Genomic DNA, 22,235 nt, shown 5'->3' with positions numbered 1-22,235 from the left:
GCTAAGCGGAAGGATCGTGCGCTCACTTATACAGTCTCGCCCTTTCCATCCACCTTTGTATTTGGTTTATTATTCATATACGTTATTTTCGCCATAATACATCACTCCGTTCTCATTTTAATTACTCTCATTATATGGAATATCCATTTAAAAAGCTACCTTATTTAACACAATTTTCAAATATTTTATTTTTCATCATTCTAATTTGTCCACAGTGACTAACCTCATCTTCTAGCACATGAAACCACAGATAGTGCTGGTTATACGCTACACCGTTAGGCCACTTTCCTTCTGACATAAGCCATTCATCATCTTGTTCATTCAAATACTTCAGAGATTCTTCTCGAACACTTTGTAGAAGTTGTACATAATACTGTATTTCATGACTACGGATTATTCTCCCCGCTTTCCCTAAATATAGTGCGTCTTCCCATATTTCTAATTCTTCTTTTGTAAAGTCGCGCTCTTGAAATGAAATAAGTTGATGGGCTTTTTCTATAGCTGCTATATGCTTTAGTAACGCTCCGATGGAATTCCCTCCACTCGTCATAATGAAATCTAATTGCTCAACAGATAGATCGTTTATTTCCTGTAATGTTACAGCCCTCGTATGCTCCAGCATCCTTACTAATTCCCCTATATTTTTTGTATAACCATCTACACTTCTTATTCGATAATTTATATTCATATTAAGGAATAACCGCTTCATATAATAGACTGAAAAATATCAGATTTTTCTGTTATAATTAAATTGAATACGTAATAAACCCAAACAAACTTTCTCAATATGCTTCTATGAAATATTAAAAGGAATCAATATAAAAGAATCGAATCTTATTCACTAAAAGGAGTGGATTCGATGGAAATGTATCAATGGCTAACTGCTGTTCTCGTTGGTGGCATTACTGGTTTCGTTTCCCATCTTATCAATAACCAAGGCAAGTTATTGCTTCCACGCCGTTTGAAAACTTTTTTTCACTTTGGGTTTTTGACTGATATTTTCACTGGTAGCTTAGCTGCACTTCTTGGACTCGTTCTATTCGATGTCACCTTAATAAAAGAAATTATAAAAGTATCCATTGTGACTGCTATTTCCGGTCAGACTTTCTTACTGCACCAAGCGCTTGGTGGTGAGCAGGCTAAAAATACACAAATTGGGAAAGCTGATGAGAAGATTCAAGAAATTGACAAATTATTACGACGTTAGTCTATACTTTCTTTAAAAATTATTGCTATAATAAACAATAAATATTTTCTATTGCGTCGTTTGTCAGAAGAAAGGGTGTTTCGTATGACAAAAAAGAAAATAGAAGATTTCTTAACAAACACTGAAAAAGAGGAACTGCTAGAAAACTATAAATGTTTACGAGAAGCCCGCACAAAAGGCGAAGCTAATTATTTTGGTGAAGCAGTAGACCATCTATTAAATAAAGCAAAACAACGAATTATTAAAGATGCAGGCATACATGATGAAAATGCAGCAACAGTTCAATCAAAGAGAAAAGCACTGTTTTAGTTACATTAACTAAAACAGTGCTTTTTATTTAGAATTTTTTCTTCTTGCCATGCTATATAATATTAGCCCGTGCAAACCATTTTAATAATAGGTTTATTAAATCGCTTCTTTTAAATCTGAATGCGGATTTGGTCCGTATTGATTGTCATTTTCTTCACTTTCAATGATAAAAAATACAAGTAAAACAATGCTACCAAACGGTACAAAATTTAATAGTTGCCACCATCCTGTTTTCCCAATATCATGCAATCGTCGTGCACCAACCGAAAAACTTGGTATAATCATTACTAACATAAATAGCAACGCAATAATAGCAACTAACACCTCTGAAAATGATGAGAAAAATACCAATAACCAAAAAATTACGATATTCGATAAACTAAAAGTCCAGTACTCTTTTCGCGTAGCTCTACCACTAAAATTCCCATAATCCTTTAGAGCTTTCAAATACCATTGCATTTAAATCTCTCCCTTTTATCCCCAATAAAATTAAAACATGTAATTATTAACAGATAAGTAGAAATATAACACAGCATTTATGTAAAATCCATATCCTCATCTAAATTATCCTCTATTTAAATAGTTTTTTTTTCAGCATTTTTCACATTACTTTCACATCTATTTCACAAATATAAGTAGTCCTATATGTTAAACTACATATATCCTTTTCCAAGGAACTATATGCCGATATATAAATCCCTATCTTTGTAGGGATTTTTTATTTTTGAAGTCCTCATAACATTGTTACAATACATTTCTTCTACTATTTCTATACTTTTAGTAACCACTGTAATTAAAAGCACATTCATGTATTCACACTCTGATTAATTCTGATTTGCGAAATATTTATACAGGCTTTATGATGCAATTCCTGTTTCACTATCTTCATTAAGCTTTTCACTTTTTCTAAACAAAAATAAAGCTCCTATATATAGTAACGCAGTAAAACTACCTATAAGTATAAAATTGTGAGATGCTGCAAATAGCAGTCCTGCTATTGCCGCTCCAATCATTTGACCAATATACATAGAAGCATTAGCAAGCGCGGCTCCTGTTCCTCTTGCTACACTAGACAGGTTTTGTAAGTGCCTCATCATCAATACAAACAAAATTCCTGTCACAAAAAATAAAACAAAGAATAATAGCTCCACAAATATAATGTTCTTTACATGAGGAAGTACTACATATAGCACTGCTGTAAATATAATTCCACCATAGAAAGAAAGGTTATAACCAATTTTATTTACAATTCTTGGGCCAAAAATATTCCCTGTTAAATTTCCTAACCCTAATACAAGCATAGCTGTTCCTATTTCATGAACTTGTAAACCAAATTGAATGGAAAGCCATACACCGAAAAATGAAAATGCAGCAAAATTACCAGTTTGAAAAACAAAATATGCAAATTAAGAAAGTGAAACCTTTGAATCTGTAAGTAATTGTTTATAGCGCTTTAAGATGTTTGTTTTACTTCCACCTATATAAACCGGTTGTATTTCTGGTAATACTACATAGATAAGAACGACAAGTAGTGCTGATAATATACCGATGATGAAGAATGGTATTGTGTAGTGTATCATTGCCAAATACGATCCAACTGGCAGCCCTAAAATTTGAGAGATTGCTAACCCTGCTGTTGCAATTCCAATTGCCTTTACAATTTGCTCCTTCTCTATAAGGAGCGGAATAGATGCCCACACTTGTGGAGATACAAAGGCTGCACTTACACCTGCTAAAAATCTAAATGCTAGCATCCATAGAAAACTCGGTGCCATTCCACATAAAAACGTACTTAACGCAAAAAAACTCATTCCTATTACCATCACTTTTTTTCTATTTAAGCCATCTGATATAGGACCAGCAATAAGCGCAAATCCAGCGTATCCTAAAGCATATGAACTCACCATCCATCCTGATAGCTCAGTTGAAACATGATACACCTGTTGTAATGTCGGTAAAAGTGGCGAAATTAAGAAAGTATCTGTACCTATCATAAACATTATCATAAAGAATACAGCTAGTACTCTTTTCATTTAAACCTTCTCCTTTTATATAAAGTGAAACTTTAATCAGTGGGGGTTTTATTCATCCCCCACTGATTATTAGTTGAACCAATCGGGCTTTTACGGGCAGTTGATCCCCCACCTAACTTCTTTGCTTCCGCTAAATTTTGAGGTGGGTGTCTTACTGCCCGTTAATGCGGGATAAAAAGAGGGAAGTACCCCTCTTCTCAACTAATCTTCTAAAATAGATGCAATTTCTTTCATAACCTTCTCATTCAATGAAACTTCCATTGCTCTTACACTTTCTCTTATTTGCTCCGCCCGTTTCCCACCAGGTATAACAGTATCAATTCCTTTTTTGTTTAATAGCCACGCTAAAGCTAAATGCGATACTTCGACACTCTCTTCTCTAGCTACGCCTTTTAACTTCTCAACTTTTTTAAAGTTACTCTTATATGTATTTTCTTCAAATAAACTTACACTTTGACGCCAATCTCCTTCATTCAATTTAAAATCTTCTGTATATTTACCACCTAATATCCCAAAAGCAAGAGGCCCGTATGGAATAAATGAAATACCTGATTCTATACAATACGGCAAAAGTTCTTCCCCAACAGCACGATCCAACATATTATACGGTGCTTGTACAACATCTATCTGTCCATGCTGATTCGCTTCTTTTAATTGCTCTACGTTTACGTTAGATATTCCAATTGCACGAAGTTTTCCTTCTTCTTTTAGACGAGCAAGCTCTCCAATTGAATCTATGTAACTTGTTTCTGGATTTGTAAAATGTAAATAATATAAATCAATATAATCAGTTTGTAATCTTCTTAAGCTATTTTCCACAGCATTTCTTAAATAGCTTCGTTCATTATTAATATAAACCTCTCCATTTAATAACGGCTGTATTCCGCCTTTTGTAGCAAGTACAAATTCTTGGCGTCTTCCTTTCAATACTTCTCCTACTAATTCCTCTGATCTACCGAAACCATATGAATCTGCTGTATCAAAAAATGTAATCCCTTGCTGGATAGCTTCTTCTATTAATCGTTTTCCTTCCTCCTCATTCACATCAGCATATAAATTATGTCCCCTACAGCGTTTGTTCCTAACCCCAACTTCGAAATATGTAGTCCTGCCTTTTGCAATTTGGTATATTTCATTTTTTCTCCCCCTATATTTCTATTGTTCGATTATATTCGAACAATAGAAATATACCACTTTATATGTTATAGTGCAAACTATATTAACTTATACAAGCAGGTGAAAAAATGCGTACTCTCTATCATCCAAATCGAGAAGAAATTCAATTCTCTTCTGTTTTATACGCACTTAGCGATCAAATTCGTTTACAAATTGTAACGATGCTATTAGAGAAAAATGAACAATCTTGTGGTGCGTTAAACATTCCAATTGCGAAATCAACTTTATCTCACCATTTCAAGGTTTTACGTGAATCCGGTGTTATGTATACACGCATTGAAGGAACACAGCGTTTCATTTCAATTCGTGAAGATGACTTACATGCTAGATTTCCCGGTTTATTAGACGTCGTATTACATGCGACAGAACCATACTAAAAACATCTCATATTCATATGAGATGTTTTTAGTTTTTTCTATTCTTTTAATAAAATGCAACTTTAATCAGCAGGAACTTTGTTCATCACACACTAGGAATATACACACTTCATTCTTTTTCACTTTATTTTTGTACTGGATCCTTTGGACACTTTAATTATTTGATTACATTTTATACACATCATTAATATAGGGCCGCCTATCTGTTTCAATTCCTGTAGTTGCTTATGCTCACACTCCTCCATATTATTACCTCCCTTATCATATAATTAGGTCATTTTGTAATCACCATCACTACTAAGTTCATTCCTTATTTAACTTCTGAATAAAACGTTTAAATGCCGATATCCCTTCGTCATCTCGTTTAAAAACACCAGCATCTTCAAGCGCCTGTATAAATTTCCGTCCCACTTCTTTTCTTATAATCTCCTGTACATTTTGTTCATGTATCCGATTTTCATATTTGATTTTTAATTGTTCTGCCCATCGTATATGAGGCGTTGGAATATCACTTGGAATGTTAAGTAAGAATTTTTCCACTTCCTGAAGTTCTGTTTTTAATCGCGCCGGAAGTACAGCTAACCCCATTACTTCAATCAGTCCGATATTTTCCTTTTTAATATGTTGTATTTCCGCATGAGGGTGGAAAATACCTAGCGGATGTTCTTCACTTATACGATTGTTTCGCAAAACAAGGTCCAATTCGTACATATTATTCCGGTAGCGGGCAATCGGCGTAATCGTATTATGTGGAACATCATTCGTAAATGCAAATGTATGAACAGAAGGATCACTATATCCCTTCCACCTCTCTAATATGTACTCCCCTGCATTTACTATTTGTTCTATGTCGTTACTTCTTAAGCGAATAACTGACATAGGCCATTTAATAATAGAACATTGCATTTCTGGAAAGTTAGTGAGTTCAAAAATTAAGTCGATTGATGCATTTGCCATAGCAAATTCATAGTTTCCACCTTGATAGTGGTCATGTGTTAGAATAGATCCTCCTACAATTGGCAAATCTGCATTGGAACCAAGGAAATAATGTGGGAATTTTTCTACAAATTTTAACAAACGTAAAAATGTTTGACGGTCAATTTTCATATCACGGTGTTCTGAAGACAATACAATACAGTGTTCATTGAAATATATATACGGAGAATACTGTAGAAACCAGCTTTCATCTGTAAGATTCATACGAATCATACGATGATTCGAGCGTGCTGGATGTCCAATTCTGCCTCTATATCCTTCATTCTCAATACAGAGTAAACATTTTGGATAATTTGTACTTTCCAATACTCTCTCTCTAGCAATTTGTTTCGGGTCTTTTTCCGGTTTTGATAAATTAATCGTTATATCAATGGGTCCATATTCCGTATTTACTTTATAATTTATATTTTTGGAAATTTGCTTCATCTGGATATAGTTGCTGTTTTTACTTAACTCATAGAAGTAATTTGTCGCAGCCTTCGGATTTTGTTCGTATTTTTCATAAAATAGCGAATTGATAACGGACGGTTTGGACATAAATACATCCATAATTGCACTTGCTAAAATCTCCTTCTCGTCCATTACTGCCTCAATGACTTTATGCATACAAGCATATTCAATTAACTCTTCCAATAACTCCGAAATTGCTTTCTTTGCGGGCGCTGACGCTTCCACTACAAAGTCATCTAAACGAAGTAAGGAAAGGATTTGATTTCTTGTATATATTTCATCTTCTTTTTCAATCAATTGAACTTCAATAGCACGATCAATTAACTGCTGGATAGCTTGATATATCATCCGTATATACCTCCTCTAACCTTATAGCGGTTTTCGTTGTTACGATGCAAGTTCTTATGTACCTTTTATAATTTTATGAACAGACGTATGGGATAACCACCATTCTAATATACGTTGCATGAAAAAGAATTAAATACTAGATTCCCTTGTATATGCGACAGAACCATACGAAAAAACATCTCATATTCATATGAGATGTTTTTTCGTATTTGCTATTCTTTTAATAAATCTATTAATCCATTCCCTTCAGATGTACGTTCATACCCTAAAGGTATAGTTCTTTTAATAAGTTGTGCATATATTTCTGGCTCTGATAATTTTCTACCATATTCTCTCTCACACTGCTTAATAAGCAATGCGAGCGCTCCAGCGACATGCGGTGTCGCCATAGAAGTTCCACTTAATACCGCATATTTCCCTTCAGGATACGTAGATAAAATTTCATCGCCTGGCGCCACTAAGTCAATTTCTTGATTCGAATTACTAAAACATGTGATTTTCCGTTCTAAATTAACAGCGCCGACTTCAATTACTTCTGAGTACGCACCTGGGAAGTCCAGTTCCTCCGTGTTATCATTACAATCTCCATTATTCCCAGCAGCACATACGACGAGAACATCTTGCCTTACCGCATTTTGAATTGCTTCATGTAATTCTGGAACGTCTTGCGGGCCACCAAGTGACATTGAAATGACTCTAACTCTTTCTTTATTAGGTCCTCTCCAATTTACAGCATAATGAATCGCCTCAATAATTTGCTCATAACTTCCAGAACCATCTCCCGCTAAAACCTTTAACACTAACATTTTAGCAAGTGGTGCGACTCCTAAAACACCGACCCCATTTTCAGTCGCTGCAATTGTCCCCGCTACATGAGTACCGTGTCCGTTATTATCAAGATAAATATTTGGATCCCCTTCGTAATCTTTCGTGAAATTTCTTCCACCGATAATACGATCCTTTAAATCTATATGATTCACATCACAACCTGTATCTAATACGGCAACAACAATATCTTTTCCTTTCGCACTCTTCTCCCATACTTGTGGAGCATGAATGAGTTGTACACCTGGTGGAATTTCATTTACTTGTTCAACCACCTTATCTACTGTAAAAGGAATCAATTGTATACCTTTTTGTTTATTCGCTGTACTACTATTCATCGTAATCCCTCCTGAAAATATATTATTTTCATTTCAGACCACTTTTGAAAAGGTTTAAATGTAACATTCGTTTTATTCGTTTCGTTTTCCTTCCTTAAAAATATTTCTCAATATAGCTTACTAATTTTATACTACTCTTTTATTTATCTCGTAATTTTTAGACACGAAAAATTACGAGATAAATAAAAGAACCAATTTAATGGTCCTTTTATAGTTTTTAAAGAATGATATGAAATTTTAAAAATAAATTAAATTAAGACTAAACCTCACTCTTATTTAAAAACTTCTCTATTTCTTTTATTAAATGTTTCGCTCCATCTATACTAACAGTAATGTTTCCATTTGCTAATGATATGTTTTGATTTGAAACATCACCTGTTATTTGACAAGCATTGTAAGGTTGATATTTTTGTAAAATGACTTTATCTTCTTCTACGAAAATTTCAAGTGGTGATTTGATTTGTATTCCCAATACATCACGTAATTCTTTAGGAATAACAATTCGTCCTAATTCGTCTACTTTTCGAATAACTCCTGTTGCTTTCATATTAATTCCCCCTTACTTTCTATTAGTTTTTCCACCTCGCTCTTTCCATTTTATCACTTTTTGGTAATACTTGTCTCTTTTTAGAAAATTTTGTACTCAAGTTAAAAAAACACATTTAACGAATGCGTAATCTCTCTTTCAATTGTTTTAAATAACGGGATCTTATCAGTAAAAAGTAACCAATTTGAATTCCTACGAAAATACTTAATACAATCGCATTTTCTTTAAATAGTGAATACTCAAACATCTGTCCCAGAGCAGTTAACGCTACTGCTCCATGTAATGTTGCAACACCTATTGGAACGAAGAATAAAAGTGCCAATCGAATTGTAACTACTTTCGATAATTCTCCACTCGTTAAGCCTACTTTTCGAATCATTTCAAACAAACGAGTATCATCCTCCAAATCAGAAAACAAACGGAAGTAAAGGAAGCTTCCTGCACATACGAAAAATACTATACCGATAAAGAAACCTACAAATAGAATTGGTCCTGCGATTTGTAAACTTTGGTTTTGTTCATACTCTTCTGCACTAAACGTTGCATGTTCTTCATAAGTCTTCATTTGATGAGTAAGTTCTTTACCAACCTCTATTTCATCTTTCGTTCCTTCTGTTTTGTACACATAATCTTTTTCCTCTTTAAATCCATCTTGTAATGCGTCATATTGATTTTTAGAGATTACATAAACGTTACCTCTTAGTATTTTACTTAATGAAGAAGTATTAACTTTTTTCACTTTTAAAGATTCATTCAAATGTGGTAAAGTAATTTCTTTTCTTTCTTTCATCGGTGGTCCTGGTATATCGACTGATAAAAATAAAGCTTCTTTATTTGCAACAGTTTGAAATGGTTCTCCTGTTAACTTTGCATACTCCTTATAATCTAATGCTTTTATGAAAATGACGCTTCTTAGCGACTGCTCCTCTGTCCTTTTCGTTGAAATAGTAGCTTTAGCAGCTGCTATACTATGCTTCTTTAATCCTTCGTCAATCAGCTTCAAATGTTGTGATTCATTACTATTTCCTTGCTTAGAATGATACTGAAACGCAATTGGTCTCTCCATAATTCCTTTCGTCATTGATGCGAAACCAACTAATGTACCTATTGCTGAAAATGCTACAGTTGAAATAATAGTTACAATAAAGAACATTCTGGCGTTGTCTCTCATACGGTAAGCTAAATCTGATAACGTAACAATATTTGTCTGTGTCCAATAGAAACGTTTACTTTTTTTACATAGTCTAATAATAAAGACACTCAACTGCTTATACAGCAAATACGTACCAATAATGACTACCGTTGTAACAGGAATCATCATGACAAATACCATTGCGCCGTGTGACAGAAGCGCTCCTGCATATCCCGCACTAAGCAATATGACTGCTAATATAGAAGAAATAATGGAAGCTTTCGGTTCCGGCTTCGCTTCTGCTGATCCTCTAAACAATTTCATAATTTTATTTTTCCGAATCATTCCTGCACTAAACAATGAAATGATCATAAATAATACGAAAAACATAATACTCGTTACAACAATGGCTTTCATTGGTATGTAATAAGCTAAGGAAATATCTAACTTTAATATCATCGGAGCTACAAATATTAATATTCCGGAAAACAGCATTCCAGCAAGTATCCCAAAAATAATGGCCCCTATTCCAATCATAATATTTTCAAAGAAGATAAGACGCTTTAATTGATATTTCGTCATACCTAACATCATTAAAATTCCTAATTCACGCTTTCTCGTTTTTAAAAACATTCCCATCGAATATAAAATAAAGAAAAACGTAAATAAGTAAATAATGGACTGTGCAAAAGACATACTTACGAATACATACTGCCCCAATTCTCCAGCGCTTAATGCCGGATGAAACGCAAAAAATGAGTACACAAAAAAGGCCATAATTGCAAATGCACTACTTAAAAAATATGCTGAGTATGTTCGTCTATTTCGTGTTACATTCCGGTATGCGAGTTCTCTAATGTTCATATTACTTCTCCGCCCTTCTGCTAACTATGTTCTTATATTAGTAAAATGCGGAAATAGCTTCCATCGATTCAAATGACAAAAACCTTACATTATTGAAAGGTTTCAAAAAAATTGCTTAAATGAAGCAGTTTCATTATAATGACTACATTCATATTCATACACGCATCCTATTGTATATTCGTTAGTTTTGCGAAATAATAAAGGATAGAAGTATGTGCCAATATACATATAAACTTATTTACCGCTTTAATACGAATAGGAGGAAACATAATGACATTACAAGAACAGATTATGAAAGCATTACATGTTCAGCCTGTAATTGATCCGAAAACAGAAATCCGTAAACGTGTTGATTTCTTAAAAGATTATGTGAAAAAAACGGGTGCGAAAGGATTTGTACTTGGAATTAGTGGCGGACAAGACTCTACATTAGCTGGACGTTTAGCTCAGCTTGCAGTGGAGGAAATTCGTAATGAAGGTGGTAACGCAACGTTTATCGCAGTGCGCCTTCCTTATAAAGTGCAAAAAGACGAAGATGATGCGCAATTAGCATTACAATTTATTCAAGCTGATCAATCTGTTGCATTTGATATTGCGTCAACAGTTGATACTTTCTCAAATCAATACGAAAACGTACTAGGTGAATCATTAACAGATTTCAATAAAGGTAACGTGAAAGCACGTATCCGTATGGTTACGCAGTACGCAATCGGTGGTCAACAAGGGCTACTTGTGATTGGAACTGATCACGCGGCAGAAGCTGTTACAGGATTCTTTACAAAATTCGGAGATGGTGGTGCAGACCTATTACCATTAACGGGATTAACGAAACGCCAAGGACGCGCTCTATTACAAGAATTAGATGCAGACGAGCGACTTTACTTAAAAATGCCAACAGCTGATTTATTAGATGAAAAACCAGGTCAAGCTGATGAAACAGAGTTAGGCATTACATATGATCAACTAGATGATTATTTAGAAGGTAAAGTAGTTCCAGCTGACGTTGCAGAAAAAATTGAAAAACGTTACACAGTGAGCGAACATAAAAGACAAGTACCAGCGTCTATGTTTGATGATTGGTGGAAATAAATTATATAAAAAAAGAAGCTAACCTCATTAGCTTCTTTTTTATGTTAACGATACACCCCTACTCTTTTCTCTAGTAAGTCCTGTAAACAATCCTCATGTTGTTGATTAAACAATGGTGGCATTTGGTTTAGCGGGAAAAACTTCAATTCCAACGTTTCATCACCGTCTACTTTTTGCTCTCCTCCGGCAATTGAGCATGAAAAGAATATTAAAATTGACTGGGCATTATCTCCATTTGGATATGCTTGAAAATATTTTGTATACACCCCGATAAGCTCATTTATTTTCACATCATAACCTGTTTCTTCTTTTATTTCTCGAATCGCGGTTTCTGCGGCAGATTCTCCAATTTCCATTGCACCGCCAGGAAATCCCCAAGCGTTAAAATCACCTCTTTTTTGTAGTAATACTTCTCCATGTTCATTCAACACACAACCACCCGCAAAGTTTATGAGAACACAGTCGTGACCTACTTTTTCACGTAATTCTTTTATATAATTAGCCATCCTCTTCCCCTTTTCATACATCTTCTATCATTATTTCTTATCTTTTTCAAGCAATTCAATCATTCGATCTAGCTTCTTATTCATATTAATTACATGTTGTTTTTTTGCAGCGCTGTTTTGCAATAATCTTCTATGGAACAAAGTAAATGATAGGAAAAACAAAACGATAAGTCCGATTACTAAACAAGTATATATCAATGTAAAAATATTACTTTCGAACAAATTCATTCAAATCCCACATCCTTCCTTTTTATATTTTATCACACAATTCTGTTTTTTAAAGTGATACATAATAAAAAGAGCACCTTTCCAAGATGCTCTTCTTAATTAATAAGTAAATGTAATTGTCGCTAATGAATAATCTGCCATTGCACTATATGGTGCTACTTCATAAGATACACGTTTTGCACCTTTTGGCCAATTTATTTCATTTAACACTTTCTTTATATCTTGCATCGTTCCATCCATAGATTGCTTATATCGTACTTCTACCTTTTCTGGTTTAGAAGCGAATTGTTGCTGTAATTTTTTCTTAAATTCACTATAATTATCTGCTCCGTATTGTGCAGACAAATATTTTAAATTTGTTTCTTTTAACATTTGTTCATACGTAGCAGTTTTTGAACTATCCGCTTTTATTTTGTTTGTTAATTCATTAAAGTAACTTGTAGTTGCCGCCGGGTATTTACTACGATCCCATTCATGATCTTTACTTAATTGCTCGTCAGACATATTAAAATATGAATATGTTACGCGCCCAGCTTTATCCGGTACTGGATCATCGAATGTCGTATCAAGGTGGTACCATTTGTTTTCAATGTTCACTATATTCCATGCGTGAGCTTGTCCATTTCCTGTACCTGTTACAATATGATTTTGGATACCCGCTTCTTGTAGCAATTCATATGTTAATAACGTATATCCTTGGCAAACGGCAGAACGATTCGCTAATGCTTCATATGCTGTATACGCTTTATAAGACGTATCATAAGATACATGTTTCACAACATAATCGTGAATAGCTTTTACTTTCTCATGCTCATCCATTCCTGGTTTTACAATTGAACCGATAATTGCTTTTGCCTGAGATTTCACATATTGTGTTTGCTCTTTTGATTCACGGTATTTCACTTGCAGTGTAAACGTATAGTTTCCTGGTAATCCTTTAATAGAATATTTAGTAGACGCTACATTATATTTTACATACTCATCTGCGTCTACAACTTTATTAAACTCGCCATACAATTGGTCCATAACATTTCTAGCATTTCTATCTTTTGATTTATATGTGATTGTAATATTTTCTTCTCGATTATCAACCTGTTTTTTTAATTCTTTTCTAACATCATTTAACAACTTTGCATCTGATTGTGATGTCGCTACAGTTGAATTCGTAGCTGCATAAGATACAGATGACGCCTGTAAGCCTCCCATTACTATTGTTGAACAAAGCAGGGTAGCTGTCACATACTTACTTGTCTTTCCCATCTCGTCACTCCTTACATTCTATAACTATACGAAAAAAGTATCGTATAGTTTCAGAGTATACAATACTTTTTCGTATAGGTCATATGAGATTATGCATATTTAACATTGTAAAAAGGTTGTTCTTTTTACAAGAACAACCTTTTTTCTTAACAAGTTTGTAATACGCAACATGCATTTTCAAAACGTTGATTTTTCAAGTCTTCATTTCCAATACAGAAATAAAGCATCCCTAAATCTCCCCACATCATATTACAATTTTTAGTATCTGAGTCAATTTGGAATAGAAGTGTCATTTGCTGCGGGTCGATCCCCATATATTCTCCTGTCTCATATAATACTTCCTCTTGTACAGAGAATGGCTCACCAAACATTTGATGGTTATCGTAGTTATCTGGAATTAACTCTTCAAGCAATTGTAAGAAACGATCTGAATCAGCCTCATCTTCAATGAAAAGCTCTGGCAATTTATATGTCAGTTCAAAAGTAGTTGCACACTGGTTATAATTTGTTTGCAATTCATCGGCCCTTCGTAATTGCTCTACAGGAACATCATAATAAAGTACACGTCCCGCTTCAGTTGGATTCACATCTTCTTCAAAGTAATTTTCAACGCTGAAAAAGTATAATATTCCTGTCTTAGGTAGATTGTGCTCCATACCAACATTTTGTAAATCATTTAAATTAAATTGAGCGATAAACTGTAACGGGTTTCCTTTGTACATTGGGTATTCAAATGCAGATGGTAAATCAGGAACTCCTCCCATTTTCGAACTACCTACCGCAACTGTTTCCTCCTGCTTTGGCACAACTTTCACACTAGGAAATACAGTATTAATAAGTTCTTCTTTTAAATGTGTCAGCCCATATTTATCAATTAATACTTCAATTTGTTTATTCATAAATTCTCCTTATATTTACATACTTATTTGTATCATCGCACAAAAATTATACTCCATTCTTTGTAAAAACAACAAGCCTCCAAAAAAACGGGCTCTTCCTTCATACGCGAACAAGTTAAAAAAAGCATAGTATACATTGTTCCTACAAACACGATAGTTCATTATTTCTTCCAGTACATTTTCCCCTCGTCCATTTTTATTTTTAATTTAAGGAGGAATTCCACATGGGTTACGGATATAGTTGCGGCGGTTACGGTTACGGCGGTAGTTGTGGTGGATGTGGTTATGGAGGTTTCGCTTTATTAATCGTTTTATTTATCCTTCTAATCATCATCGGAGCTAGCTGTTGGGGCGGCTTTGTAGGCTGCTAGTAAATTTAAAAACTATTGTAAAAAAGCACGTACAATACGTGCTTTTTTTCCATTTTCAAATCTTTTATTCGAAAGGAAGTATGATTGATGAAGATTGATGGTGTTTTTGAAGGAGGCGGTGTACGCGGGATTGCACATGTAGGGGCAATTTGCGCGTTAGCTGAAAAAGGCTATGAATGGGAGCGTGTAGCTGGAACATCAGCTGGTTCCATTATCGCTGCGCTCCTAGCAGCAGGATATTCTTGTTCAGAGTTAAAAACGATTATAACTGATATCGATTATAATACATTTACGAAGAGAACCTTTATTGACAGAATCCCCTTTATCGGAAAAGGATTAAGCGCATGGACTACTCTTGGTATTTACTCTAATATATTTATAGAAGAATGGATTGAAGAATTACTTCGAAAAAAAGGAGTTCACTTATTTACAGATTTACCTGATTTAAATAAACTTAAAATTATCGCTTCTGATATAAGTAATGGTAAAATGGTTATCTTTCCTGATGACTTACCAAACTACGGATTTTTAAATTATCGCTTCTCTATTGCTAAAGCTGTAAGAATGAGTAGTACAATCCCTTTCTTCTTTGAACCGGTAAAATGGAGAACCCCAAAATGGAAGCAACCTTGTTATATGGTTGATGGAGGGATTTTAAGCAATTACCCAATTTGGATTTTCGACTCACCTTCCTCTCCTCGCTGGCCAACATTTGGATTTCATTTCGTAAAAGATGAGATTCAAGCTGATCCTGCCCATTATAACGAGCCTATCTCCATGTTCAAAGGACTTTTTAAAACAATGATGCAAGCCCATGATTTACGTCATTTAGATAAGGAATCAAAAGCAAGAACAATTACAATTCCAACAGGATCCATTACAAGTACAAACTTTGAGTTAACAAAGGAAGAAAAAGAGTGGCTTTACAATTCTGGTTATAACGCCGCAAATAAGTTTTTACAATCTTGGAACTTCAGACAATATATTGATGACTATAGAAACGGAAATCAGGACCGAAAAACAAATCGGTATTTCCGTCAACTTGACTCATAATACTATTATTTTTCATACGAGAACACGTAACGCTTTCAAAAAAAATAAGCCTAGTAATATCATAGATTACTAGGCTTATTTACTTCCTGCTGCATCATTATTATTCGTTGCTTAAGGATACGTTAACCCTTCAGCTTCTTCCGCAGTAATAACTGTGTATCGATTTCCCGTTCGTAATCCTAACAATTCTGCTTTTTCAATTGCATCCTGCTTCGACTCCGCATAAGCAGCTAAATATTTTTCTCCATTGATAATTTGGCAAATTACGTATTGTTTCATTATTTTCTCCTCTTACTTTTTCATTAGTTGTGCAAGTTTTTTGATACCTATTTCAATTTCTTCTAACGTTGCGTATGAATAGGATAGACGCAAAAATTGGTTTGCACTTCTATCATACAAAGTACCTGGATTTAATAAAATCTTTTCTTTCAAAGCTTTGTCGAATAAGCTACGGTTCGAAACGGGTACATTCATATGTAACCAAATATAAAAACCACCTGTCGGTTCATACCATGTTGCTATATCACGACAATATTTCTCTAACATTTGCAACATAAAATCTCTACGTTTTTTCAACTTAGTTCTTACAAACTGTAAATGTTCATCATACAATCCATCTGCAAACCATTCCGCTGCAATTTGCTGGGATATAGAACTTGAACCATAATCTGTTTGCATTTTTATGTCTGCCAATCTTTGAATGACTGGCTCAGATCCAACAATCCATCCAATTCTTAACCCTGGACTAATAACTTTAGACATACTCCCAATATGTAGTACAATTCCGTTTTTATCATATGCTTTTAAAGGCTTTGAAACAGGCTCATCAAACCATAAGTCTTGGTACACCGCGTCTTCTATAATAGGCAAACCAATTTCGTTACATATTTCCATCACTTCTATTCGTTTCTTCGCATTCATACTAAAGTTCGTCGGATTATGAAAAGACGGGATTGTATATAAAATAGATGCATTAAATTGCTTCTTATATTTCGTAATATATGATGCATGTAAACCGTTCTCATCCATTGGTATACCAATTAAACGCATTCCTGCTGATTGAAAAACATTAAGAGAATATAAATAAGATGGTTTTTCTAATAAGATGGATGCCCCTTTTGGAAGAAGCCCCATAGAAATAAGTTGCAACGCTTGAATCGCTCCTGAAACAATTAATATAGAATCAGGAGTTACATCTATACCATGTCCTTTTAAATAGTCCGCAATCTTTTCCCTTAAAGAGAGACTTCCTTTCGGCTCTTCATAGCCAAGTGTCACCTTTGATGCTAAAAGCTTATTCATAATCTCTTTCATCTTTTTTTCAGGTAAAAGACTTGGCGCGAGCTCCCCGGTTCCTAAACGAATTACATGCGGATAAAATTCAGCTTGATTAATCTCTTGAATAGCAGGCAGATTCGGATAATGAAGTCCTGTTTCTACATAAGACTGCCAATTAGGTGGGGGCGCGTACGTTGAAGCATTCTCATTATTATTTACAACAATTGTTCCTTTCCTGCCATTTCCTTCAATGTATCCCTTTGCCACTAGTTCATCGAAAGCCATTACAATTGTACTCCGGTTCACACCGAATGTATGTGCCAAATCTCTTTGTGAAGGTAATTTCGTTCCAACAGTCCATTCTCCATTAACGATTCTTTCTTTTATATACGTTTCTATTTGTTTATACAGAGGAGTCGCTAGAGACATATTCGGTTTCCAAACGAATCTTTCCATCATATCACCTTATATTCTTTTTGGTTGGTAACCTCTCCAACCATATGGATGGATACAAATTTTCATTTCTTCTATACAATATACACTATCATACTGAATTAAAATAGGAGGTAATATGATGAGTGAAGCAATTATTCATGGTATCATTCTTGCATTTGGTCTTATCATTCCATTAGGTGTCCAAAATGTTTTCGTCTTTAACCAAGGTGCGAGCCAACCAAACATTTGGAGGGCAGCCCCTGTAGTATTAACTGCCTCTATATGTGATACGTTACTCATATTGATTGCAGTGCAGGGTGTCTCCCTTATACTCCTTACTTTTTCTTGGCTAACTAACACGTTATATATAATTGGATTTTTCTTTCTCCTATATATGGGCTTTGTTATTTGGAGAAGTAACCCTTCCAACGATATAAAAAAAGAAAACAGTATGCCATTAAAAAAGCAAATCCTTTTTGCTGCATCGGTTTCGTTATTAAATCCACATGCAATTTTAGATACAATCGGTGTAATCGGAACAAATTCTATTCAATACATAGGAAGTGAAAAATGGGCTTTCACACTTGCAACTATTATCGTTTCTTGGATTTGGTTTATAAGCTTAGCCTTAGCGGGGAAATTTCTAAAAAGAATAGACTCAACTGGAAAGACAATCGTATTATTAAATAAGTTTTCGGGTCTCATCATTTGGGGCGTCGCGCTTTATATGTTAAAACAAGTTATGTATTCTTAATGAACGAAAGAGAATTGCATGTTCCTTAAAACACCATGCAATTCTCTTACAGATTATGAAGTAGGTTCCGTTTTCTGTTTTACCGTCTTTGCATCTTTTGCTGGTTTAATCCAAATCATTGCTATAACAGCACCAATACCAGCGAAAATACTAGTTACATAAAACACTTCATGGTCAGCACCCTTCATGAAAAAAGAATATAGAGGTGGTCCAGCTGCTACACCGATAAATCGCATTGAACTATAAAATGACGTAACTGTCCCCCTTTGCTCCTTTTCAATTCCTTGTGTAATTAGGGCGTCTAAACATGGGAGTGCCATACCAATTCCTATCCCCATAATAACAAGACAAAGAAGTAGTAAATAGATCCCTTTTATAAATAAAGGAATGATGACTGATGCAGCTGCCATTAAAAAACCAATATAAATACACTTCTTCATTACATTTTGATTATCTCCAATTTTTTTACCCGCCATATATGAACTAAGTGACAGTACAAGTAACGGGATGGCAAGTACACAACCTTTCCATATACCATGTATGTCATACTTTGATTCCAGTATAGTCGACAAATAAAAGAGAATTCCGAATAAAATAAGCATAATAATTGCACCTAATACAAAAATGGCAATTAACCATCTTCCCTTTTCTCGAAACGTAGAGATAATAGATTTTATAAACTCTTTAAGTGGCGGTACTTCTCCTTCTTGTTTCTTTGCCTTTACTAGAACAAGTAATAAAACAATTGATACTACGCATAAAACTGGAATCGCCCAAAATGGTAAGAACCATACAATGGCAGCGAGAGCAGATCCTAAAATAGGGCTCAGCACTTTTCCAAATGTATTGGATGTTTCAATGATTCCTAAACCTGTACTAACTTGTTTTTCATCTTTGTATAAATCACCAACACACGGTATAACAACTGGCATTGCACCAGCAGCACCAATACCTTGAATCGCTCTACCAATCAATATCCAAGTGTAGGGATTATCAACTTTCCATGATACCCAACCAGTTATCGCTCCTCCTATAGCCGCAATCAGCAAACTCGGAACCATTATCATCTTTCGTCCCCATCGATCTGATAAATAACCAGCAATCGGTATAAGTAAAATGGCTACAATAGAGTAAATTGTAATAATCATGGATACTTGAAACGATGAAATATGTAATTCCTTTTCGATAGTCGGTAGGATTGGAATGAGCATTGAATTCCCTAATGTCATAACAAGTGGAACTGATGCAAGCGCAATTAAACAACAGTTTTCTTTTTTTAACATGTTGGCTTCGGAACCCTTTCATCGTATATTTCTGACCATATAATAGCCCTGCTGGAACGTAATTTTTCATTCCACCAGGGCTATTACATCTTTACTACTTCCCATTTACAACAAAAGAAATTGAGGAAAATATAGTATTATTCCTATTCTTTGAATTTAGTTCGCAATATATTCATACCAATTAATTGAAAAAAAAAGAAAGGAAGAATCCTTCCTTTCTCCTATAACCTTCTACAATTAGCGAGTATATCCGCCACCAAGTTGTTGTTCTGCCATCGCTACTAGACGTTTTGTAATTTCACCGCCTACAGAACCGTTTGCACGTGAAGAAGTGTCAGCTCCAAGTTGTACACCAAATTCTTGTGCAATTTCATATTTCATTTGATCTAAAGCTGCTTGTGCTCCATGTGATGCTAATTGATTAGAATTACGATTTCTAGCCATTACCAATCACCTCCTTATTTATATATAAATTGTGTTAAATTTCAATTTAAATACATGGTAATTTTTGGTTATTTATATTTTTTAAAAAAGAGTCTCTTCAATGAGAGACTCTTACATCATTTTATATTAAGAAGTTACTACTTCTAAATTTCTATTTGTTAATACTTTCATTTCTTCTTTTAATATATCTTTCGCATGATGTCCAAACCATTCGAGTGAAGCAAAATGGTCAGTATCTCTCACTTCCTGAATAATCTCATCATAATTTACCACACCTTCAAATAATGGAACCATACCAATTCGACTTCCCGCTGCTGCATATACATTATGTGGTTCAAACACATGCAAATAATCTGCTGACGATATATTCTTAAAATGGTAATGTTGTATCCACGGCTTTAGTCGATGGAAGCTGTCTATTGGATCTGCACCAGACTCCCATATATGAAGAAAATCAAGGTTTATTTTCAAATTCGGATGATCTACTTCTCCTAATAATTCCAAAGTAGAAGGCAGCGTATCCGTTAACGTATTTGGATGTGTTTCTAAAAGTACATACATATTATGCTGAGCAAATACTTCACAAATGATGCGAATACGATTCACATACTCTTTTCTCTCCTGTTCCGAGAAATCTTCGCTACCTTTTTGTCCAGCAAACGTACGAATTTTGTTCGTTTTAAACCAATTAGCTAATATTGCAAGTTGTTCACATTTCTCTATCGTTTTTTCAAAATCTGCCGATAGTGATATGTCTAAGTAATCACTTATCATCGTAATTCCCAAGTTTTTATCCTTTAAACAATTCAATTCTCGTTCTGTCGTTTCATACTCTTGCATATACAAATTTTGTGCATGAGTCCCCCACAATTCAATTCCTTCAAAACCGTTTTCATATGCAAATTGAACAATATCAGTAAATGAAATTAATTGATGACGAAAGGAAATAGTACATAATGAATATTTCATAGGTTTGAACTCCCTTATCTTAAATTCAGTTAGGTTTTTAAAATGCTAAGACAGACTGGTTTGTTTTCATTTCTTTCCATGATAAAAACTGTCTCTCTAATTCAGCCTTAATTTGCAGTTCAATTGCATTCATTACATCCAACTTTTCAACAATTGATAATAACATACCTTTATTATTCGTCATTGCCATTTTAATTGCTCGATACTGTACATTTGTAAATCCTTGTACAATATCCTCTACCCGATCACACCAATAATCAAACTCTTGCTCCGAATATTGCAACGTTTCACGGAAGTATGCAAAGGCATGTTCATAACTATATTTACGAATCGCAAGTACTGGTATTTGTTTGACTGCCGCTACAAGACCAGAAAGCGAATACCCATCTTCTTCATTTGCCATTTTTATAATTAAATTTTTCAGCTCCATAGTCAGTTCATTGTCATTTCTTTTGAAAGTTTCTATGAAATAACTCGCTACCATTTCTTCTGTTGGCTCCTGAATTTCTTCTACATCAATGAAATACCCTCCACCAAATGGGTTATCTTGAACAGAGTGAAGCACTTTTTCTCTTTCCATATTCCCTTCCCAACGAAAATCAGGATCTAGCATGAACCATTCTTCTTCTTTCTCTGTCTTCGATATCATTAAATAATGCGGAAACGGTTTTTGATGGAATTTATTTTCCCTCTCTGGCAATAGAGACATATCAACCATTACAATGACATAGCGATTTTCTGGCTTGTTTTCTACTAATTGTAAAAACGTCTCTACATTGCTATCTTTATCTTTTGCATGATCATACCATTCGTTCACTTTCATACCATACAATTTTTCATACCATAGTAAGTAATTATCATGGTTAATGTTTTCAGAGTGATACGAAATAATTCCGCCTTCTGTTATATCAAAATCGCCGTCCCATAATCCAAAATAAAATGGACGGAAATCTATATCGCTACGCCTTTTTATAATTTCACAAAAACAACTCACTAAACAGTGAACTTTAATTGAAGTCATATTCTCATCCACTTTCCTAAAGGTTAATTATTCACATTTACTT

The 22,235-nt window shown here is 34.4% G+C and carries 23 protein-coding genes and 3 pseudogenes; 7 read left to right on the top strand and 19 right to left on the bottom strand.

All coding sequences use genetic code 11. The features are described from left to right. Positions 1-160: 160 nt before the first annotated feature. On the bottom strand, positions 161-688 hold the full coding sequence (locus tag NHG49_RS10285; RefSeq protein WP_064474205.1) for a DinB family protein: 528 nt from the start codon (positions 686-688) through the stop codon (positions 161-163). Positions 689-859: 171 nt separating this feature from the next. Between NHG49_RS10285 and NHG49_RS10280 the strand changes: the two genes are divergently transcribed. Continuing rightward, positions 860-1,207: a DUF4257 domain-containing protein gene (locus tag NHG49_RS10280; RefSeq protein ID WP_000426320.1), complete on the top strand. Its 348-nt coding sequence runs from the start codon at positions 860-862 to the stop codon at positions 1,205-1,207. A gap of 84 nt (positions 1,208-1,291) precedes the next feature. Then, positions 1,292-1,516 carry a hypothetical protein gene (locus NHG49_RS10275; protein WP_258125904.1) on the top strand — a complete coding sequence of 75 codons (225 nt, stop codon included), beginning with the start codon at positions 1,292-1,294 and terminating at the stop codon, positions 1,514-1,516. Between the two features lie 96 nt (positions 1,517-1,612). On the opposite strand, the gene NHG49_RS10270 is transcribed toward NHG49_RS10275, so the two are convergent. From NHG49_RS10270 to NHG49_RS10260, 4 genes and pseudogenes are all read right to left on the bottom strand, one after another. Continuing rightward, entirely contained in the window at positions 1,613-1,975 is a 363-nt protein-coding gene (locus NHG49_RS10270) for a DUF805 domain-containing protein (RefSeq protein WP_064474206.1), read from the bottom strand. 142 nt (positions 1,976-2,117) lie between these two features. After that, positions 2,118-2,325, bottom strand: a pseudogene (locus tag NHG49_RS31440) (hypothetical protein). Positions 2,326-2,373: 48 nt separating this feature from the next. Beyond that, positions 2,374-3,549, bottom strand: a pseudogene (locus NHG49_RS10265) (MFS transporter). A 201-nt stretch (positions 3,550-3,750) separates the two neighbouring features. Further along, a pseudogene (locus tag NHG49_RS10260) lies at positions 3,751-4,685 on the bottom strand (aldo/keto reductase). Positions 4,686-4,793: 108 nt separating this feature from the next. On the opposite strand from NHG49_RS10260, the gene NHG49_RS10255 reads away from it, so the two are divergent. Next, positions 4,794-5,102, top strand: coding sequence for an ArsR/SmtB family transcription factor (locus NHG49_RS10255; RefSeq protein ID WP_064474209.1), 309 nt, complete (start codon positions 4,794-4,796; stop codon positions 5,100-5,102). A gap of 303 nt (positions 5,103-5,405) precedes the next feature. On the opposite strand, the gene galT is transcribed toward NHG49_RS10255, so the two are convergent. The 4 genes from galT to NHG49_RS10235 all read right to left on the bottom strand — a co-directional run bounded on the left by galT (position 5,406) and on the right by NHG49_RS10235 (position 10,602). Further along, on the bottom strand, positions 5,406-6,896 hold the full coding sequence (gene galT, locus NHG49_RS10250; protein WP_064474210.1) for a UDP-glucose--hexose-1-phosphate uridylyltransferase: 1,491 nt from the start codon (positions 6,894-6,896) through the stop codon (positions 5,406-5,408). A gap of 212 nt (positions 6,897-7,108) precedes the next feature. Next, entirely contained in the window at positions 7,109-8,059 is a 951-nt protein-coding gene (locus NHG49_RS10245) for a serine protease (RefSeq protein WP_064474211.1), read from the bottom strand. A gap of 259 nt (positions 8,060-8,318) precedes the next feature. Then, positions 8,319-8,606: an AbrB/MazE/SpoVT family DNA-binding domain-containing protein gene (locus NHG49_RS10240; RefSeq protein WP_064474212.1), complete on the bottom strand. Its 288-nt coding sequence runs from the start codon at positions 8,604-8,606 to the stop codon at positions 8,319-8,321. A gap of 115 nt (positions 8,607-8,721) precedes the next feature. Beyond that, positions 8,722-10,602, bottom strand: a complete 1,881-nt coding sequence (locus tag NHG49_RS10235; RefSeq protein ID WP_258125903.1) for an FtsX-like permease family protein — start codon at positions 10,600-10,602, stop codon at positions 8,722-8,724. A gap of 270 nt (positions 10,603-10,872) precedes the next feature. On the opposite strand from NHG49_RS10235, the gene nadE reads away from it, so the two are divergent. Further along, on the top strand, positions 10,873-11,691 hold the full coding sequence (gene nadE, locus NHG49_RS10230; RefSeq protein ID WP_064474214.1) for an ammonia-dependent NAD(+) synthetase: 819 nt from the start codon (positions 10,873-10,875) through the stop codon (positions 11,689-11,691). A 44-nt stretch (positions 11,692-11,735) separates the two neighbouring features. Here nadE and NHG49_RS10225 read toward each other — a convergent pair whose 3' ends face one another. From NHG49_RS10225 to NHG49_RS10210, 4 genes are all read right to left on the bottom strand, one after another. Further along, the gene (locus NHG49_RS10225) at positions 11,736-12,197 is read right to left on the bottom strand and encodes an NUDIX hydrolase (RefSeq protein ID WP_088048528.1); all 462 of its coding nucleotides are present in this window, start codon (positions 12,195-12,197) and stop codon (positions 11,736-11,738) included. Between the two features lie 30 nt (positions 12,198-12,227). Continuing rightward, positions 12,228-12,425 carry a DUF4083 domain-containing protein gene (locus NHG49_RS10220; RefSeq protein ID WP_064474216.1) on the bottom strand — a complete coding sequence of 66 codons (198 nt, stop codon included), beginning with the start codon at positions 12,423-12,425 and terminating at the stop codon, positions 12,228-12,230. A 99-nt stretch (positions 12,426-12,524) separates the two neighbouring features. After that, on the bottom strand, positions 12,525-13,685 hold the full coding sequence (locus NHG49_RS10215) for a transglutaminase domain-containing protein (protein ID WP_064474217.1): 1,161 nt from the start codon (positions 13,683-13,685) through the stop codon (positions 12,525-12,527). 146 nt (positions 13,686-13,831) lie between these two features. Next, positions 13,832-14,584 carry a YwqG family protein gene (locus NHG49_RS10210; RefSeq protein WP_064474218.1) on the bottom strand — a complete coding sequence of 251 codons (753 nt, stop codon included), beginning with the start codon at positions 14,582-14,584 and terminating at the stop codon, positions 13,832-13,834. A 224-nt stretch (positions 14,585-14,808) separates the two neighbouring features. Between NHG49_RS10210 and NHG49_RS10205 the strand changes: the two genes are divergently transcribed. Then, positions 14,809-14,955, top strand: coding sequence for a YjcZ family sporulation protein (locus NHG49_RS10205; protein WP_000540425.1), 147 nt, complete (start codon positions 14,809-14,811; stop codon positions 14,953-14,955). Positions 14,956-15,042: 87 nt separating this feature from the next. Continuing rightward, positions 15,043-16,008, top strand: coding sequence for a patatin-like phospholipase family protein (locus NHG49_RS10200; protein ID WP_064474219.1), 966 nt, complete (start codon positions 15,043-15,045; stop codon positions 16,006-16,008). Positions 16,009-16,119: 111 nt separating this feature from the next. Here the strand turns inward: NHG49_RS10200 and NHG49_RS10195 are convergent, their stop codons facing one another. Then, positions 16,120-16,287: a DUF3933 family protein gene (locus NHG49_RS10195; RefSeq protein WP_000816376.1), complete on the bottom strand. Its 168-nt coding sequence runs from the start codon at positions 16,285-16,287 to the stop codon at positions 16,120-16,122. Between the two features lie 12 nt (positions 16,288-16,299). Next, positions 16,300-17,742 (bottom strand): MocR-like pyridoxine biosynthesis transcription factor PdxR, encoded by a 1,443-nt coding sequence (gene pdxR, locus NHG49_RS10190; protein ID WP_064474220.1) that lies wholly within the window; start codon positions 17,740-17,742, stop codon positions 16,300-16,302. 118 nt (positions 17,743-17,860) lie between these two features. On the opposite strand from pdxR, the gene NHG49_RS10185 reads away from it, so the two are divergent. Next, complete coding sequence (locus NHG49_RS10185; RefSeq protein ID WP_001287293.1) at positions 17,861-18,475, top strand: LysE/ArgO family amino acid transporter; 615 nt, start codon at positions 17,861-17,863, stop codon at positions 18,473-18,475. Between the two features lie 53 nt (positions 18,476-18,528). Here the strand turns inward: NHG49_RS10185 and bcbE are convergent, their stop codons facing one another. The 4 genes from bcbE to asbE form a co-directional block, all read right to left on the bottom strand. Beyond that, positions 18,529-19,758, bottom strand: a complete 1,230-nt coding sequence (gene bcbE, locus NHG49_RS10180) for a bacillibactin exporter BcbE (RefSeq protein WP_098102692.1) — start codon at positions 19,756-19,758, stop codon at positions 18,529-18,531. Between the two features lie 237 nt (positions 19,759-19,995). Next, positions 19,996-20,202 carry an alpha/beta-type small acid-soluble spore protein gene (locus NHG49_RS10175; protein WP_000113545.1) on the bottom strand — a complete coding sequence of 69 codons (207 nt, stop codon included), beginning with the start codon at positions 20,200-20,202 and terminating at the stop codon, positions 19,996-19,998. 126 nt (positions 20,203-20,328) lie between these two features. After that, entirely contained in the window at positions 20,329-21,171 is an 843-nt protein-coding gene (locus tag NHG49_RS10170; RefSeq protein ID WP_064474223.1) for a sugar phosphate isomerase/epimerase family protein, read from the bottom strand. Between the two features lie 37 nt (positions 21,172-21,208). Next, the gene (gene asbE, locus NHG49_RS10165) at positions 21,209-22,192 is read right to left on the bottom strand and encodes a petrobactin biosynthesis protein AsbE (protein WP_098102691.1); all 984 of its coding nucleotides are present in this window, start codon (positions 22,190-22,192) and stop codon (positions 21,209-21,211) included. Positions 22,193-22,235 lie beyond the last annotated feature (43 nt).

The sequence above is a fragment of the Bacillus sp. IBL03825 genome (assembly GCF_024712505.1).
Taxonomy (GTDB): Bacteria; Bacillota; Bacilli; order Bacillales; family Bacillaceae_G; genus Bacillus_A; species Bacillus_A wiedmannii.
This window is presented reverse-complemented; position numbering and strand designations above follow the sequence as displayed.

Coding starts and splice junctions, on each gene's coding strand:
- NHG49_RS10220 (WP_064474216.1), bottom strand. CDS start 12,425: ATGAATTTGTTCGAAAGTAATATTTTTACATTGATATATACTTGTTTA.
- NHG49_RS10200 (WP_064474219.1), top strand. CDS start 15,043: ATGAAGATTGATGGTGTTTTTGAAGGAGGCGGTGTACGCGGGATTGCA.
- NHG49_RS10275 (WP_258125904.1), top strand. CDS start 1,292: ATGACAAAAAAGAAAATAGAAGATTTCTTAACAAACACTGAAAAAGAG.
- nadE (WP_064474214.1), top strand. CDS start 10,873: ATGACATTACAAGAACAGATTATGAAAGCATTACATGTTCAGCCTGTA.
- NHG49_RS10280 (WP_000426320.1), top strand. CDS start 860: ATGGAAATGTATCAATGGCTAACTGCTGTTCTCGTTGGTGGCATTACT.
- NHG49_RS10185 (WP_001287293.1), top strand. CDS start 17,861: ATGAGTGAAGCAATTATTCATGGTATCATTCTTGCATTTGGTCTTATC.
- NHG49_RS10240 (WP_064474212.1), bottom strand. CDS start 8,606: ATGAAAGCAACAGGAGTTATTCGAAAAGTAGACGAATTAGGACGAATT.
- NHG49_RS10175 (WP_000113545.1), bottom strand. CDS start 20,202: ATGGCTAGAAATCGTAATTCTAATCAATTAGCATCACATGGAGCACAA.
- NHG49_RS10205 (WP_000540425.1), top strand. CDS start 14,809: ATGGGTTACGGATATAGTTGCGGCGGTTACGGTTACGGCGGTAGTTGT.
- NHG49_RS10195 (WP_000816376.1), bottom strand. CDS start 16,287: ATGAAACAATACGTAATTTGCCAAATTATCAATGGAGAAAAATATTTA.
- galT (WP_064474210.1), bottom strand. CDS start 6,896: ATGATATATCAAGCTATCCAGCAGTTAATTGATCGTGCTATTGAAGTT.
- NHG49_RS10225 (WP_088048528.1), bottom strand. CDS start 12,197: ATGGCTAATTATATAAAAGAATTACGTGAAAAAGTAGGTCACGACTGT.
- NHG49_RS10235 (WP_258125903.1), bottom strand. CDS start 10,602: ATGAACATTAGAGAACTCGCATACCGGAATGTAACACGAAATAGACGA.
- NHG49_RS10210 (WP_064474218.1), bottom strand. CDS start 14,584: ATGAATAAACAAATTGAAGTATTAATTGATAAATATGGGCTGACACAT.
- asbE (WP_098102691.1), bottom strand. CDS start 22,192: ATGACTTCAATTAAAGTTCACTGTTTAGTGAGTTGTTTTTGTGAAATT.
- pdxR (WP_064474220.1), bottom strand. CDS start 17,742: ATGGAAAGATTCGTTTGGAAACCGAATATGTCTCTAGCGACTCCTCTG.
- NHG49_RS10285 (WP_064474205.1), bottom strand. CDS start 688: ATGAATATAAATTATCGAATAAGAAGTGTAGATGGTTATACAAAAAAT.
- NHG49_RS10245 (WP_064474211.1), bottom strand. CDS start 8,059: ATGAATAGTAGTACAGCGAATAAACAAAAAGGTATACAATTGATTCCT.
- bcbE (WP_098102692.1), bottom strand. CDS start 19,758: ATGTTAAAAAAAGAAAACTGTTGTTTAATTGCGCTTGCATCAGTTCCA.
- NHG49_RS10255 (WP_064474209.1), top strand. CDS start 4,794: ATGCGTACTCTCTATCATCCAAATCGAGAAGAAATTCAATTCTCTTCT.
- NHG49_RS10170 (WP_064474223.1), bottom strand. CDS start 21,171: ATGAAATATTCATTATGTACTATTTCCTTTCGTCATCAATTAATTTCA.
- NHG49_RS10215 (WP_064474217.1), bottom strand. CDS start 13,685: ATGGGAAAGACAAGTAAGTATGTGACAGCTACCCTGCTTTGTTCAACA.
- NHG49_RS10270 (WP_064474206.1), bottom strand. CDS start 1,975: ATGCAATGGTATTTGAAAGCTCTAAAGGATTATGGGAATTTTAGTGGT.